General features: G+C 49.0%; 14 protein-coding genes and 1 riboswitch. Of the genes, 6 read left to right on the forward strand and 8 right to left on the reverse strand.

Features of this window, described 5'->3' with window-relative positions:
• The first annotated feature begins 267 nt into the window (after positions 1-267).
• Both GRP75_RS07125 and GRP75_RS07130 read left to right on the forward strand, forming a co-directional pair.
• Entirely contained in the window at positions 268-1,395 is a 1,128-nt protein-coding gene (locus GRP75_RS07125; protein WP_053326096.1) for a transglutaminase domain-containing protein, read from the forward strand.
• Between the two features lie 47 nt (positions 1,396-1,442).
• Positions 1,443-2,819: an MFS transporter gene (locus tag GRP75_RS07130; protein ID WP_071558246.1), complete on the forward strand. Its 1,377-nt coding sequence runs from the start codon at positions 1,443-1,445 to the stop codon at positions 2,817-2,819.
• 118 nt (positions 2,820-2,937) lie between these two features.
• Here the strand turns inward: GRP75_RS07130 and GRP75_RS07135 are convergent, their stop codons facing one another.
• The 4 genes from GRP75_RS07135 to GRP75_RS07150 form a co-directional block, all read right to left on the reverse strand.
• The gene (locus tag GRP75_RS07135) at positions 2,938-4,404 is read right to left on the reverse strand and encodes an amino acid permease (RefSeq protein WP_023990305.1); all 1,467 of its coding nucleotides are present in this window, start codon (positions 4,402-4,404) and stop codon (positions 2,938-2,940) included.
• Between the two features lie 134 nt (positions 4,405-4,538).
• A riboswitch (Lysine riboswitch) is annotated at positions 4,539-4,741 on the reverse strand.
• Between the two features lie 121 nt (positions 4,742-4,862).
• Complete coding sequence (locus tag GRP75_RS07140) at positions 4,863-5,996, reverse strand: virulence factor (protein WP_071558247.1); 1,134 nt, start codon at positions 5,994-5,996, stop codon at positions 4,863-4,865.
• A gap of 329 nt (positions 5,997-6,325) precedes the next feature.
• Positions 6,326-7,558: an MFS transporter gene (locus GRP75_RS07145; protein WP_160788950.1), complete on the reverse strand. Its 1,233-nt coding sequence runs from the start codon at positions 7,556-7,558 to the stop codon at positions 6,326-6,328.
• Positions 7,559-7,648: 90 nt separating this feature from the next.
• Complete coding sequence (locus GRP75_RS07150; RefSeq protein ID WP_069080526.1) at positions 7,649-8,203, reverse strand: MarR family winged helix-turn-helix transcriptional regulator; 555 nt, start codon at positions 8,201-8,203, stop codon at positions 7,649-7,651.
• Between the two features lie 351 nt (positions 8,204-8,554).
• Between GRP75_RS07150 and GRP75_RS07155 the strand changes: the two genes are divergently transcribed.
• The 4 genes from GRP75_RS07155 (at position 8,555) to GRP75_RS07165 (ending at position 12,268) form a co-directional block, all read left to right on the forward strand.
• Positions 8,555-9,901 carry a cytochrome ubiquinol oxidase subunit I gene (locus GRP75_RS07155; RefSeq protein WP_023990301.1) on the forward strand — a complete coding sequence of 449 codons (1,347 nt, stop codon included), beginning with the start codon at positions 8,555-8,557 and terminating at the stop codon, positions 9,899-9,901.
• The gene (locus GRP75_RS07160) at positions 9,898-10,929 is read left to right on the forward strand and encodes a cytochrome d ubiquinol oxidase subunit II (RefSeq protein WP_023990300.1); all 1,032 of its coding nucleotides are present in this window, start codon (positions 9,898-9,900) and stop codon (positions 10,927-10,929) included. Before GRP75_RS07155 ends, GRP75_RS07160 begins: the two co-directional genes overlap by 4 nt.
• 6 nt (positions 10,930-10,935) lie before the next feature.
• Positions 10,936-11,046: a cytochrome bd oxidase small subunit CydS family protein gene (cydS, locus tag GRP75_RS30715; RefSeq protein WP_007432143.1), complete on the forward strand. Its 111-nt coding sequence runs from the start codon at positions 10,936-10,938 to the stop codon at positions 11,044-11,046.
• Positions 11,047-11,257: 211 nt separating this feature from the next.
• Entirely contained in the window at positions 11,258-12,268 is a 1,011-nt protein-coding gene (locus tag GRP75_RS07165) for an MBL fold metallo-hydrolase (RefSeq protein ID WP_160788951.1), read from the forward strand.
• A 95-nt stretch (positions 12,269-12,363) separates the two neighbouring features.
• On the opposite strand, the gene isdG is transcribed toward GRP75_RS07165, so the two are convergent.
• The 4 genes from isdG to GRP75_RS07185 all read right to left on the reverse strand — a co-directional run.
• Positions 12,364-12,714, reverse strand: a complete 351-nt coding sequence (gene isdG, locus GRP75_RS07170) for a heme oxygenase (protein WP_160788952.1) — start codon at positions 12,712-12,714, stop codon at positions 12,364-12,366.
• Between the two features lies 1 nt (position 12,715).
• Entirely contained in the window at positions 12,716-13,507 is a 792-nt protein-coding gene (locus tag GRP75_RS07175; RefSeq protein WP_110455567.1) for an ABC transporter ATP-binding protein, read from the reverse strand.
• Positions 13,504-14,502, reverse strand: a complete 999-nt coding sequence (locus GRP75_RS07180) for a FecCD family ABC transporter permease (protein WP_202404027.1) — start codon at positions 14,500-14,502, stop codon at positions 13,504-13,506. The genes GRP75_RS07175 and GRP75_RS07180 overlap by 4 nt, the downstream gene beginning before the upstream one ends.
• 9 nt (positions 14,503-14,511) lie before the next feature.
• A partial coding sequence (locus GRP75_RS07185; protein ID WP_160788954.1) for an ABC transporter substrate-binding protein occupies positions 14,512-15,193 on the reverse strand: 682 nt, incomplete at its 5' end.

Raw genomic sequence — 15,193 nt, forward strand, 5'->3', positions numbered from 1 at the left:
TCTGATCTAGAATGAGAATCAATATCATTTACTTCCGATGCCAGTACCATATCATGAGGAAACCTAGATTGCTGTGATAAAACTCTCTGCGAACGACAAGTCTGCTCATTGTCCCATCTGTTATATAGGCGAGTATAATGTCACACCCTGTCTTGAACTACTCCCTTACTCGTCTGCAACCGACAAAACTAGAGCGTTTGGGGCAACTGTTTTTATGGTAAGATATAGCTGTTTACAACTATGCTAAGAAGGGCAGGAACGCTCTGTATGAACAGAAAAATCGGGGTTAGGCTTGTAAAATGTCTGGTTGCGGGTGCAGCGCTGGCTGTGTTGCTGCCGCAGGCTGTGGAGTGGGGTAGCAATGTGTATGCGGCATCGACCAAGCCGGCTCCATCCGTATCATCGCAGCAGCTTCAGAACAAGCTTTTACAGGCAATGGCTACGCGGAGTGAAACGCTGACCTTTACATATCAAGGGCGAGTGAACGGTCTCAAGCAACAATTACAGACGGCCATCCAACAGGCCATGGAGAGCGATCCGTATGTGAATTATACGATCAAAAGCTACGCATTCAGCTATACAGGCACAACGACCTCCGCTCAGGTTACGATTCGTTTAAGCTACCGGGAGACTAAGGAACAGACAGCATATGTGGATAGCACAGTTAAAGCAGTGCTGGGGGATATTATTACGAAGGGAATGACGGATCATGAGAAGGTAAAGGCCATTCATGATTGGATCGTCGTTCGCCTGAAGTATGATGAAGCACAACAAAAGTACACAGCCTATGATGGCCTGAAAACGGGAAGCACGGTCTGTCAGGGTTATTCACTGCTGGCCTATAAAATGCTGGAACGTGCAGGCATTACGAACCGGATTGTGGAAGGAAGAGCAGGGGGCCAGCTGCATGCCTGGAATCTTGTTTTATTAGATGGTCGATGGTATCACATGGATACGACATGGGATGATCCAACCCCGGATCGCGCGAACGAGGTAAGCACTTCATATTATCTGTTGACGGATACCGAAATGCGGCGGGATCACTCATGGGTTAAGCCGTATCCTCAGGCGAATACATCGTATCGGGAAACCTTATCAGCACTGGTAGCTACCGGAGGATCAAAGGCTGCTGTGTATCAAAAACTGTACAATACCCTCGAATATCCGCTGCAAGACGGCAAGGGTCTGGTTAAAACATCCGCCGACATTAAGGAACAGGTGCGTAAGATTGTAAATAAGGGAGGGACGACACTTACCTTTGCCTATCAGGGAACGGAGCGAAGTCTCAAGGAGGATTTACAATCCTTATATCAACTCGGTTTGAAATCCATTTCTTATCAAATTACGGATTTAGGAAGTACCGGCAATCTTCGTGTAACCCTGAAATGGACCTAATCATCTTGCTGTAAAAAGCTACATTAACAAAGGAGTATTCTATTTATATGCACAAGCGTTCCTTTACCTACTTGCTTGGCACGCAGACTATGTCCAATGCGGCCGACATTCTTTACATTATGGCACTTGTGTCTCTGGTTTTTCATGAAACGGACTCGATCTTCTCTTCGGTACTCGTCCCGTTGCTGCGAATGGGGGCACAGATGATCAGCGGCTTTTTAGCACCGCTCATTTTGGTCCGATTCCAGCTCCCTTTTATTTTATTCGTTTCTCAGTTCGGGCAATTGGCTTTCTTTGCTGTTCTGCTGGGCCACTTGTGGTCAGCGGGTACGGAGCCGATATGGGTGATGGTGTTTACGTTGGTGGCAGCCATGTCCTTTTTGGACGGATGGACCACGCCTGCGCGTAATGCGCTGATTCCCCGCCTTGCGTCCGGGGAAGGACTCATGCGGGCAAACAGTCTGGTATCGGTCAGCGATCAGACGGTGCAATTAGCGGGGTGGGGGCTTAGTGGTGTGCTCGTAGCCATGCTAGGCTCAGAAAAAACACTACTGGTGGCCGGCGGGCTGTATATGGTAGCAATGATCTTCACCAGTCTGATTCGAGATCCACTAGAGGGTAAAGCCCATTATTTGCTGCAACCTGGAACAAGGGTGCGAGGTGGAGATGTCTCAGTTTCCGAAACTGGTACTGAGTCCGGGCAAGGGCATCATGACTTGCCTCCTGCACGGTTGGAAGATACACTGTATGGCCCGGAATCAGAGAGCACCGCACTACCTCCCAAACGTAAAAAGGAAATACTCCGTGAAGGCTGGAGCCTCATCGGAGCCAGTCGCAGACTGAAAGCTCTTATTTTTATGGATATGATTGACCTTCTAGGGGGTTCGGTTTGGGTAGGCGCGTTCACGCTTGCTTTCGCTCAGCAGGTTTTGCACAAGAGTGAGGCATGGTGGGGATACATCAATGCAGCGTATTTTGCAGGAGCGATTGGCGGCGGCATCGTTGTCCTCGCCTGCGTCAAGCATTTGCAGCGCAGACTGCTGCCCGCCATGTTGGCGGGGATGGCAGGCTACGGGCTGCTGACAGCGTGGTATGCACTGAACACATTACCGCCACTAACGCTGCTTATCGTGTTGTTGATGGGACTACCTGCGGAAATGTCCGTCGTATCCCGCCGCACGATGATGCAAATGAGTGTGTCCGTACATGATTTGCCCAAGGTGCTGTCTGCCCAGGCCACACTGACAAGTTTGACCTTTTGTATATCGCTGCTTTTAATGGGCTGGATTGCAGATCATCTGGGCATCGTTAATTTGTACTTGTTTTCTGCAGTGCTGACGCTGATTGCTGTTATATACGGTATTTTTAGTCGTCGTGCCTTATCCATGTCTTTGTCAGCTTCATTGGAACCTTCCTCCAAATAAACAGAAAAAGCCCGTCTCCGGGCATATACAGGTGAAAATGCGGATAAACGGTCTTGGACCAGGTTTACCAGCGTGTTTTCCCTGATATGTGGAGACGGGCTTTTTTTACTGTTTTCTATTATTTATCCGAAGAAGCATCCGGACTCAAATCACATTCTTTTAATGGAACGATTTTAGTACGTTTGGTCCATTTGTAGCCGAGCCACAGCAGAAGGAACAGCGGCACACTCATGTACGTAGCGATCATCGTTTTCCAGTCAATCTCCTGTCCGGTGAAGGCATCCGCCCCTTGCCCGATAATGACAATGATACACAGAGCGAAGGCGAACAACGGCCCAAACGGGAACCAGCGGGCTTTGTATGGCAGCTCACTTAGACTGTGACCCTGTGCAGTAAAGGCACGGCGGAAACGATAATGGCTGACCGCAATCCCGACCCACGTAATAAATCCACACATTCCGGAGGCATTCAGCAGCCAGTTATAGACTACACCGTCTCCATACAGAGAGGCGAGAAAGGCCAGCATACCGACAGCGGTCGTGATCAGCAGCGCGTTCATAGGAATGCCGCGTCTATTGATATGTCCGAGAAAACGCGGGGCTTTACCTTCCCGTGCCAAAGCGTACAGTACCCGAGTTGCCGCGTACATACCCGAGTTACCTGCCGACAATACGGAAGTCAGAATAACGGCGTTCATAACAGAAGCAGCAATCGCAAGCCCTGCTTTTTCAAATACGAGCGTGAACGGGCTGACCCCGATGTCACTGATATCTCCCCGCAGCAGATTCGGATTGGTGTACGGAATGATCAATCCAATCACGAGAATCGCCAGAATATAAAAGAACAGGATGCGCCAAAAGATTTGACGGATGGCGCGCGGCACATTTTCACGCGGATTTTCGCTCTCTCCAGCGGCTACCCCAATCAGCTCCGTTCCCTGAAAGGAAAAGCCCGCTGCCATGAATACGCCCAATACAGCAAAGAATCCGCCATGGAATGGGGCGTCTCCTACCGTGAAGTTGGCAAAGCCGATCGCAGGACCACCCATAATGCCAAAGATCATCAGCACACCTACAGTCAAAAAGATGACGACGGTCACAATTTTAATCATGGCGAACCAGTATTCAGACTCACCGTAGCCTTTGACGGTCAACGCGTTGAGCGCGAAGATTACGGCTAGGAATAACAGGCTCCACCAGGCAGAGTGGCTTTCCGGGAACCAGTATTTGATGAGCACGGTCGCTGCTGCCAATTCGGCAGCAATCGTCACTGCCCAGTTGTACCAGAAGTTCCAGCCCATGGCGAAACCAAAAGCCGGATCGACGAAGCGACCTGCATAGGTGTTAAAAGAGCCAGATTCAGGCATAAATGTAGCCAACTCACCGAGGCTGGTCATAAGGAAGTAGACCATGAGACCAACTGCTGCATAAGCCAGCAGGGCACCACCGGGTCCAGCTTCGGCAACCGCGCCTCCACTGGCGAGGAACAGACCTGTTCCGATAGAGCCGCCGAGGGCGATCATCGTCATATGGCGGGCTTTGAGACTTTTACGCAAGGTTGCGTCAGGTGTTGCTTTGTGTTGCACGTTCAAACACTCCTTCATGAAATTGTATTTCATGTCAGGGCAAGAGCCAGAAGGAGGGGGAGTATATAAATCAAAAAACCGCAGGGAATACGCCTGCGGTCTTGTCTATGCATTCCGCACCATACCTTCTTCTATAACAAGATAGCTCAACACACGTGTCTGTGTTAGGACAGCGTGTGACAGTTCTGCTCCTTTCGGTTAGCAGCCCCAGCATTCGGAGTATTTACAAAGAGTCAGCTCCGCATACTTCGGCGGGTGTACCTTTCCACTGGAATCTCAGACGGCTCTTATCGTCTCCTCCGGTGTACTGATTACATCCGCGACCTCTACCTCATCATAAAACAGGGTTGATGAGGTGTATGACATGATATTTTATTGTATAGCGAACTACAGTATATCGTACCTGTACATCTTCTGACAATCGACAATTTTTTGAAAATCACTCGTAGAATCTTAAATTAAGAGTTCCGCTTGGCCATCTGCTGCCAAACCGTTCCCGCGGCTTGTTCGCCTGATTCGATGCGCTCCAGCGCCATTTTAGCCTGTAGACTAACCTCAAATTCGGGATCATCGACGGCCTTCTCCAGCGCATCACGCGCATCCTCGGTTCCAACCTCGTATAAAAAACGTGCCGCCCGCCAGCGCACCAACTTGCTGCTATCCGACAGGGCTCCGATCATTGCGCTGGTAGCGACCGGGTCGCCGATGTCCGACAACGTGTCGCCTGCGGTGCGGCGTACTGCCGCTGAAGGATCGCGCAGTGCCTCGGCTAGCAGATCCATCGCCTCCGGTGAGCGAATATCGCCCAGATAGACGACGCCCAGCCGCCGCAGCTGCATTTTGTCGTCATGCAGCGCTTGCCGGATTAGCGGCAAATGCTCGGGCGTCGGTTCCAGCCGATCCAGAGCAGCGTAGCGTGTGCGCCAATCCTCGTGCTGCAGGGCCTGCCCCAGCTCAGCATCGCTCCACTCGCGGCGTTCCTCTACGAATTCGCTGTTGTTTGCGCCGTGGGCAATCGCCTGTTGGATAATCTGCTCCAGCCGCTCTTGCGGAAAGGCTGCCTCCAATTCCTGCTCGACCTCGCGTGCAATGTCCGGTAGTTCACCATAGCGGACGCCGTAATCACTCAGCTTGCGTTCCTTAATCAGCGTTGCACTCGCTACACGGGTAACGGCTTGCACAAAGCGGTCGGACAAGGAAATTCGTTCCTCCTGCTGCCCCGCCTTGACTCGAATTTGCATAGGAATGCCGCGAAATAATTGCACAAAAACCTGTGCCTCGCCAAATGCCTCTCCAGAGGTTTCCTCTGGCAAATCCCAATTGGCGTCAGCGCCTTCCTCGCCTAGCCGATCCCGGACTTGACCCAAAATAGTGGACCAGTCTGCATTCCCTTTGCGGTCAAGGGCTACAAAGTCGGTCGTGTGAAACACGCTTTTGACCCCTTCAATGCCCAGCATGCGCCGGATAAATGGAGGAGCGGAACGCTCATTGTCCCGTGTATATGTTCTGCGGATACCCGCTTCCAGTCGCTCATCCAGATGCAGCATCATGGTGTTCGGACTGGGAGTTGGCTCGATAGATGTTATTTTCATAGCTCAGTACAGCCTCCTGTTCAAAAGTTCTCCATATATAGCTTATCTGTATTGTAACTCATTCTGCGAATGTCTCCAAAGAGAAGTTCGTGTTTATGAGGAAAACACAATGACATATCTCACACCAACTCACGTAAACATGGCTGATGAATATGGAGGTTTTTTTAATAAAAACAGGATGCTATATAAGCCGAACTCGAAAAATTAACATGAAAACGGAGTAGGTGGAATGGTGCTGTACAAGCGTAGCGGTCGCGATGAAAAGCACCATCCGACTGCGCAGTGGCGCTATAGGTAGCTTTTAAGTTCAGTTTATAGTTCGATGCTGTCTATGCATTCCGCTTCAGCGGATCGTTCTGGTGGCTGGGAATGAGCAGGGAGGCGATAAAGCCTAGAGACAGAACAGCTGCCAGCAGCATAAATGTAGTCGTCTGATTACCGCCATTATCCATCAAGCGAATGGAAAGCACAGGAGCTAGACTTGTACCGGCAAACAGGATGAAGGTATATAGTGAGACAGCTATAGCCCTCGCTGCACCGCCGAGCTGGCCGACGATTGCTATGAGTGAAGGAACACTCAGGGCAATGCCGCTGACAAAGCATACACTCAACACCACGATAGTCATAAGAGTGTGTGTCATTCCCATCAGCGCCAAACTCAGAATGGAAAGAATAAGAGCTGTACGTAATATAAGGTGCACACCGTATTTCTGGGCTAACTTTCCGGCGAATGGTGAAAGGAGCATGCCGATGATACCAGCGGATCTGACATAAAGCATCTGTCGGCTATTCAGGCCAAATTCAGGGCCGCCAAGATAGCTACCCAAAACCGTATACATGCTCACAAAGGACATCAGGAGAACAAAAGCAACCGTATAGCTTAACCATAAAGGATACGAGCGCAGAACGGTCCCTAACTGACTGAAAGCTGACCAAATGCGAACACCTCGTTGAGGAGAGGGGGGTTTAGGAAGGAAAAAAAGGACGATTAGGAAGGTAATTGCATATAAAATGCCTAACATCCGAAATACCGTATTCCACCCCATTTGCTCGCTAATGACAATACTAAATACCTGACCAGCGATACCTGCTACTAGAAAACCGGTGCTGATAAAGCCGATAGCCGTTACCCGTTTTTCGGTCGGGAACATATCGACAGCGTATGCAAGAGCAACGGGAGAAAAGGTGGCCGCAGCTAAACCCTGAAGCAAGCGCAGTGTAACTAATACAGAATACTGACTGGTTAAGCTGAGGGATAACGAAATAATCGTTAATGCGAGCAGTCCGGTGACGATAACCTGCTTTCGTCCAAAGCGGTCAGACAATCCACCATAAACAAGACATCCCGCCGCAAAGCCTAAGGAAAAGATACTGCCCGGCAGGGCTGCTTCAGCAAGCGTTTTTCCAAACACTTTAGCAAAAAGAGGGACCAAAGGGATCGTCACATACAGGCTGGACATAACGGCAACCGCTGACCAGCATAGGATTACAGTCATCCATGCATAAGGGAGAGCCACATTTTCTTTCTGTATAACGGTATGATTGGTTCGTAATTTACTCATCAATTGAACACTCCTTGATCATAAAATAAGCAGCTTGTTGATACGCGCAATTAAATATATTAGACAACCTAATTATATGTTTAAAAAAATTTATCTGCCCACCCCCAATCTGCCTTCCATATGATGATGGATTTTTTCTATAATCCGCGAAAAAACGACCTGCTCCTCTGGCTCCAAAATACTCGCTAGAGAAGCACAGGAAGACCAAAATACAGGGAGCACCTGCTGTACAAGATGAGTCCCCGCTTCTGTAATGCGTACATGAATTTTGCGTCGATCTGTAGAATTATGTTCTCTGATAATCCATCCTCGTTGCTCTGTCCAGTCCAGGAGGGATGTAACAGATGCACGCCGGATTCCTAGACGGTCGGCAATCATAGAGGGGCTCATCTGAGCCTGAGATTGGTGCAGTGTCAACAGCAACAACAGATCGAGCTTACTCTCTGTGAGGCCGTAAGCAGATAGATCTAGATCGATCGCGTCGAGCACGTTATCGCTCGTCCATAGCAAGAAGAGACCCATGCGGGCAAGTTTTCGATCCGTTCCTGCAAGGGCAGTTTGATCCATTAACTCCAGATAAGGTTCTGGACCCAGACGGGGAAGAGGTTGCTGGACGGTGTCCCGCTTACTTTGTTTTGGTGGCATACATTCACTCTTTTCATATAATTAGGCTATCTAACTATATATCAATATAGCGTATTGAAATGCATAAAACAATATCTAAAAAGAAATACTGCTACATTCAATGCAGAAGCAGGGTTAAAACTCGATAGAATGAACCAAACTGTGAATAGGTTACCAAAATGCGCCAATAGATAAGTGAAGGAGGCGTTCCTATGTTCCGCAAGCAGGAAAGAACGCTCATTATTGTATGTATAGTAATTGCGGCCATCATGCTATATGCCGTAATTAAAAGCATAGCTCGCTTGACTCCTTAGTTGGTAATCCAGAGTGATCTGCGATGTTTAAAATGTGAAATGAAGGAGTGAAACCCATTTGTCTTCATTGGACCCTGTATTGCTAAGCCGGATGCTGACCGGAATTACCCTGTTTGTTCATATCGTATTTGCATCCATCGGCGTTGGCGTACCCTTAATGATTGCACTAGCAGAATGGCGTGGGCTGCGAACCGGTGATCCGCATTATACACTGCTGGCCCGACGGTGGGCGCGAGGGTTTGTCATTACCGTTGCCGTGGGTGTCGTTACAGGCACCTCCATTGGTCTACAGCTCAGCTTGCTTTGGCCCACCTTTATGCGGGTGGCTGGACAAGCGATTGCGCTGCCTCTGTTTTTGGAGACGTTTGCTTTTTTCATCGAAGCTATATTCCTGGGCATCTACTTGTATACCTGGGATCGGTTTAAAAGCAAATATTTTCACCTGATGCTGCTCATCCCGGTAGCGATTGCCTCATCTGCATCAGCGGTTTTTATTACGACTGTGAACTCGTTCATGAACCAACCTCAAGGTTTTACACTCAAAAATGGAGTCATGACTGATATTCATCCCATCCAGGCCATGCTAAATCCGGCTACCCCGACTAAAGTTTCTCATGTACTGGCTTCTTCGTATACATTGAGCGCTGGGGTGCTGATGGGACTGGCGGCTTACAGCATGCTGAGGGGACGTAATCACCCTTATTTCAAAAAGGCGCTGAAGCTGACTGCCACCTGTACCATTGTGTTTGCCATCAGTACCGTGATGATTGGAGATGCATCCGGTAAATTTCTGGCCAAATATCAGCCAGAGAAGCTGGCCGCCGCCGAATGGCATTTTGATACGATGACGCACGCGCCCTTCGTATATGGCGGATATATGGATAAGAACGGTGAAATCAAGTATGCGCTGAAAGTGCCTTATGCACTTAGTGTGTTGGCCGGGAACCTGCCCAGTACGGAGGTCAAGGGCTTAAATGATTATCCCGTAGATGAGCGTCCGCCACTGTCTATTCATTATATGTTTGACCTCAAAATCACCACAGGGGTGCTGATTCTCGTCATTCCGCTGCTATATCTGATCCGCAAGCGTTTGCCAGGTCGCAAACCATACCCCAGATGGCTGCTGTTGGCGCTCATTTTGGTGGGGCCGATGGCGATGGTAGCTATTGAACTCGGATGGATGTTTGCGGAGGTCGGTAGACAGCCGTGGATTTTACGCGGATATATGAAAGTCTCCGAAGCAGCGACCACTTCTACGAGTGTCGGGTGGATGCTGGTGCTGTTTGTTATTTTGTATCTGGTGTTGTGTTTCTCGGCCATTAAGGTACTCAGCAAGCTATTCCGCAATAAGGATGCGGTAGAAGAGATAAGGCAGCTGGGCCTGGAAGGGGCTGAAGGCAAGTGAGCTATGAGATTGTAGGTATCGCCATTTTGTGGACGTTCCTGTTCGGATATTTGCTTGTGGCATCCATTGATTTTGGTGCAGGGTTTTTCAGCTTTTACAGTGTGTTAACAGGCCACCAGAACAAAATCCACAATATCATTCAACGGTATCTGTCCCCGGTGTGGGAGGTAACAAACGTATTTCTCATCTTTTTTGTGGTGGGATTAAACGGGTTCTTCCCGGATGCGGCATATTACTATGGTACGGCGTTACTCGTTCCCGGTAGTATTGCGATTGTGCTTCTTGCCATCCGAGGAGTGTATTATGCATACAATACGTATGGGCATTCCGGTAAAAATAATATCGTCTACATGGCGTTATACGGTGCGACAGGGTTGCTGATTCCGGCGGCACTATCCACGGTTCTCGCCATTTCGGAAGGCGGCATTATTGTAGAAAACAGCACAGGTGTTCATCTGCAATGGGGCCAGCTATTAAGCAACCCCTACACGTGGGCGGTTATTATTCTGGCGCTGGTGAGTGTATTGTATATCTCGGCGATGTTTTTGTCCTTTTATGCCAAAAGGGCAGGGGACAAGGTTGCTTTCGAAATCGTACGAGGGTACGCGTTGCTCTGGAGTGCTCCTACGATTTTGGCGAGTCTGCTCGCATTTTTTCAGATTAACAAACAAAATCCAGATCATTTTACCAATATGCTGAACATAGCCTGGATGTTTGTTGCATCCTTCATATGCTTTGCGGGAGCAGTGTATCTGGTATGGCAGCGGCGGCATCTGGGGGTTTCATTCATATTGGTGATGCTACAATTTGCATTTGCCTGGTATGGCTACGGCCGCTCGCATCTCCCGTATGTTCTGTATCCCTACATTAATGTCTACGACAGCTTTACAAATTCTACGATGGCGTATGCATTGATTACGGCGTTTGTTGCGGGTCTGCTGGTGCTGATCCCTTCGCTAATCCTGATATTAAGATTGTTTCTGTTCGATGCAAAATATGTGCGCGGACATGAAGGGAAGAAAGGGTGAGTTAGAGTGGCTGCTTTCGAGCATTTTACGATTATGTACGAGTCACCTATCATTATTGTCGTGGCGATTGTGTTTTTGTTTATTTATTCGGCACGCTTTAAAAATCCACAAGACTGACAACAACAGGTGGAACAGGCCTTCCTGATTGATTCGGGAGGTCTGTTTTTGCTGTATTATCGCAGAATTTCCTTTACAGACGTGATTGAATTATACTTTACATATATCAGGATGTTGCATCATTTTATGTTCACACTCGAGTGACAATATATAGTTAAATTGAACCGCTGCGTTTTTTGGAGAACGGGTTCATCAGGGAGGGAGCTGCATCATGCCCAAAGTTCGTTTTAACAATATGGATCATGTAAATACCGATAAAACAATCAAGCAATTCAGACAATGGCGGCAGGAGCGACGCAGCAAAATAAAGGATTATACGTTCGTTGTGCCGAACCATCCCCCGGAGCTGGAATTTCTGCATAGCAATCGGGAGATGGCGACAGCGACCTGGGTGGGACATTCCACCTTTTTCATCCAGTATCATGGGCTGAATATCGTCACCGATCCGGTATGGGCAGAGCGTATGGCTTTTGATAAAAGGTTGGCTCCGCCCGGCATTCGTATTCAGGATGTACCACCACTGGACATCATTCTGCTGTCTCATTCACATTATGATCATTTACATTTAGAATCGTTGCGGAAATTATATCGTGCAGATACGCTGATGCTCGTACCCACGGGGTTAAAGGCGAAAATGATCCGCAAAGGTTTTCGTAACTGTCATGAGCTGCAATGGTGGGAGCATTTTACGGTAGGAGGGGTGCGATTTACGTTTGTTCCAGCCCAGCATTGGACACGACGCACGCCGTTTGATACGAACACTTCGCATTGGGGGGGATACGTTCTGCAAAATGAGCAGCAGGTGATTGGCTCTGCCACGTCCGTCACGGAACCTCATCCTCATTCGAATACAGATTCAGAGCATACACCGACGTTGTATTTTGTGGGAGACACTGGATATTTTCGTGGGTTTAAGGAGATTGGCGAACGCTTTGCCATTGACCTGACCTTTATGCCGATTGGTGCGTATGAACCGGAATGGTTCATGACCTCGCAGCATGTGACACCGGAGGAGGCATTGCAAGGGTTTGTAGATTGCGGCGCAGATCAGATGATTCCGATGCACTACGGAGCCTTCAAGCTTGCGGATGATACGCCAAGAGAGGCGCTGGATCGTCTCGAAGCGGAGCGTGAGCGTATGGGTATTGCGAAGGAACGCATTCATGTTCTGGGGCACGGAGAGACGCTGAAAATTGGACGTCGCTGCTCAACTACAATCTGAGGAATTCGACATAATCCTTATAGAAAAAGCGACTCTGCGGACAATTGATATTGTCTGCGGAGTCGCTTTTTTTGTTTTTAGGCTGTGATGCAGGATTAAACTGCTTCCGTATCACTCGCCAAAGAGGAATCGCTGTTGGCGATGGGATGACGAACGATTTTAACTTCATAGAACGTGATTTTATTTTCAATAATATAGTCCGGAATTTGACGGTGGCTATGGGATTCGCGGAATGCTTCGCTTTTCGTCCAGCCTTGGAAGTTCTCCTTTTCTTTCCAGCGTGTACTGATCGTTACTTCCTCATAATCCTTCGTGTTTTCAGTCAGCAGCACTTCTAGACCGAGAAAACCTTCCATTTTTTCAACTTCTCCTTCTTTGTTAAATCTTTCGATGAGTAGATGTGCATTGCCCGGTGTGATTTTAGATGTATTTGTAACGATAACCATATTAAATTCCTCCTGAATGATGTGGTATGGTCGGTATAATAACCGGATAGCCATTCTCAAATTTGATGGTAGCGTTCATTTCATAAATGTCGCGAAGAAAAGCAGACGTCAAAATCTCACGGGGTTCGCCGGCAACGGCGATTCGTCCCTTTTTAAGCGCAATCATATGATGACAATAGGCCGCAGCTTGCTGCAAATCATGCAGTACCATAACAATCGTCAAGCCGGACTCGTGATTGATACGCCGCAGCATATCCATAACTTCAAATTGGTGGGCGATATCCAGAAAAGTGGTCGGTTCATCGAGCAAAAGAATATCCGTTTGTTGGGCCAAGGCCATTGCAATTCGTGCTTTTTGTTGTTCACCTCCCGATAGAGTATGGAACATCCGATCTGCATAGGGCTGGATGCCCGTGATCTTCATGACATGGTCCACGATTTGCTGGTCCTGTCCGGTATGGCGTACCCTCAAGCCCTTGGCATGAGGAGATCTTCCGTAAGCGACCAGCTCGCGGACCGTCAATAACGGCAGCATATCCTTCATTTGCGGTAGCATTGTAATCGTCTGGGCAAAATCACGCCGCTTGTATTCCTGCACGGGCTTGCCGAGGACGGAAACCTGACCCTGATCCTGCTTGAGCAGCCGGGTCATGATCCGCAAAAGCGTGGACTTGCCTGAACCGTTCGGTCCGACGATCGCGGTGAGCTGACCAGCGGGCAAGGTGATATTCACATCGTCCAGCTTGAAATACCCACGTTGTATGGAGATATGCTCACCCTGAATGGCTGTCATCCAAAATTCCCCCGTTTCTTGAGCAGGATTAAGAAGAACGGTGCCCCGATGACGGCCAGCAAAATACCTACAGGCAGTTCAATCGGGTCAAACCAGGATCGCGCCACCGTATCTGCGAGAACAACCAGCGTTCCGCCGCCCACAATGGAAAGGGGAAGGAGGAAACGATAATCTCCCCCGATCAGCAGCCGTATGACATGGGGAACGACCAGTCCTACAAAGCCGATCAACCCGGCTACACTGACTGCTGTACCGGCAAGCAGGGCAGAAAGCAGGATAATGAGCATGCGTTGAAGCTCTACTCGCTGGCCCAGCAGCTGTGCTGAATCGTCGCCCAGCAGCAGTAGATTAGCAGGTTTAATCGCAAAGAAAGAGGCGATTAATCCAATGATGGCGTAAGGAGCCATGAACTCTAGATGATGCCAACTTCTTCCGTTTAATCCGCCGGATAGCCAAGGAAGAACGGCCTGTACGCGGTCGCTGTACATGACCATTACGCCGTTGGTGAGTGCGCCCAGCAGCGCGTTGATCGCAACGCCAGCGAGCACAATTTTAACAGGCGATGCCCCTCGGTCCCAAGCCAGCAGATAAATGACGATTGCGCTCAGAAAGGCTCCCAAAAAGGCGGTTATCGGAAGAAGGTAGCTGAGCTGTGGAAGCATCACCATCGTAATGACGGCGGCAAGTCCACCTCCAGCCGATACACCAATAATGCCAGGGTCAGCCAATGGATTTTTCATAACACCTTGAAGAAGTGCTCCGGAAGCTGCAAGACAAGCTCCTACGAGTAAACCTACTAATACTCTGGGTAGCCGGAGATCCATCAGGATCGTGCGATATGTAGAATCATCATTATGTAGCAAAACATGATTGATTTCTTGAAGTGGAATCGACACCGAACCGTAGGCCAGACCGTACACAGAGACGGCCAGCAGTAGAATCGGAAGGGTAATCCAGGCGATGGTGCGTCTTCTGGCGCGCTGTAGTTTGTTCATCTCCATCACCTATTTCGCCGGATACAGCTTTTGATGCATCAAATCCAGCGCTTTAGTGACACGTGTGCCCGGATTCGTACCGAACAGGTCTGAAGGTAAAACCTCGACCTGATTGTTTTTGACTGCTCGGATTCCGTTCCAAGCTGCATTTTCCTGCATTTCTTTTATAAATGCGGCTTTAACATCTTCCGTATTGCCATGGGTCATGATGAAGATGTAGTCAGGGTCAGCCTGTATGATGCGTTCTGTGTTCAGCTGCGCGTATTGTGGGAAATTTTGCAGGCCCGGAAAATCAGCGGCGATGTTGGAGCCACCTGCAGCTTCCAGAATGTTTCCACTCAGTGAATTCGGCAGTGCCGCCATATACGTAGCCGGGGCTCCGTAGACTAGCAACACCTTCGGTTTGGAGGCAGAAGCGGTTTCCTTTTGCAGCTTAGCTACTTGTTGGTCAATTTGCTGGTTCAGCTTCACGGCCTGAGCCTGCTTTTGCAGTAATTGTCCGAACAGCGTAATTTGCGACTGAATATCGTGAACTGAATTGGCTCCCGTCAGTAGCAGCTGCGAACCGACTCCTTCAATGGCTGGAATGTCTTTTTCATTCATAGGATAATTGCCTAGCACGACATCCGGTTTGAGCATCGTAATTTTCTCCAGATCGACTTCATGAGTGGAGCCTACTTGCTGAACGTTC

It is taken from the genome of Paenibacillus sp. OT2-17 (assembly GCF_009827695.1).
Classification (GTDB): domain Bacteria; phylum Bacillota; class Bacilli; order Paenibacillales; family Paenibacillaceae; genus Paenibacillus; species Paenibacillus polymyxa_B.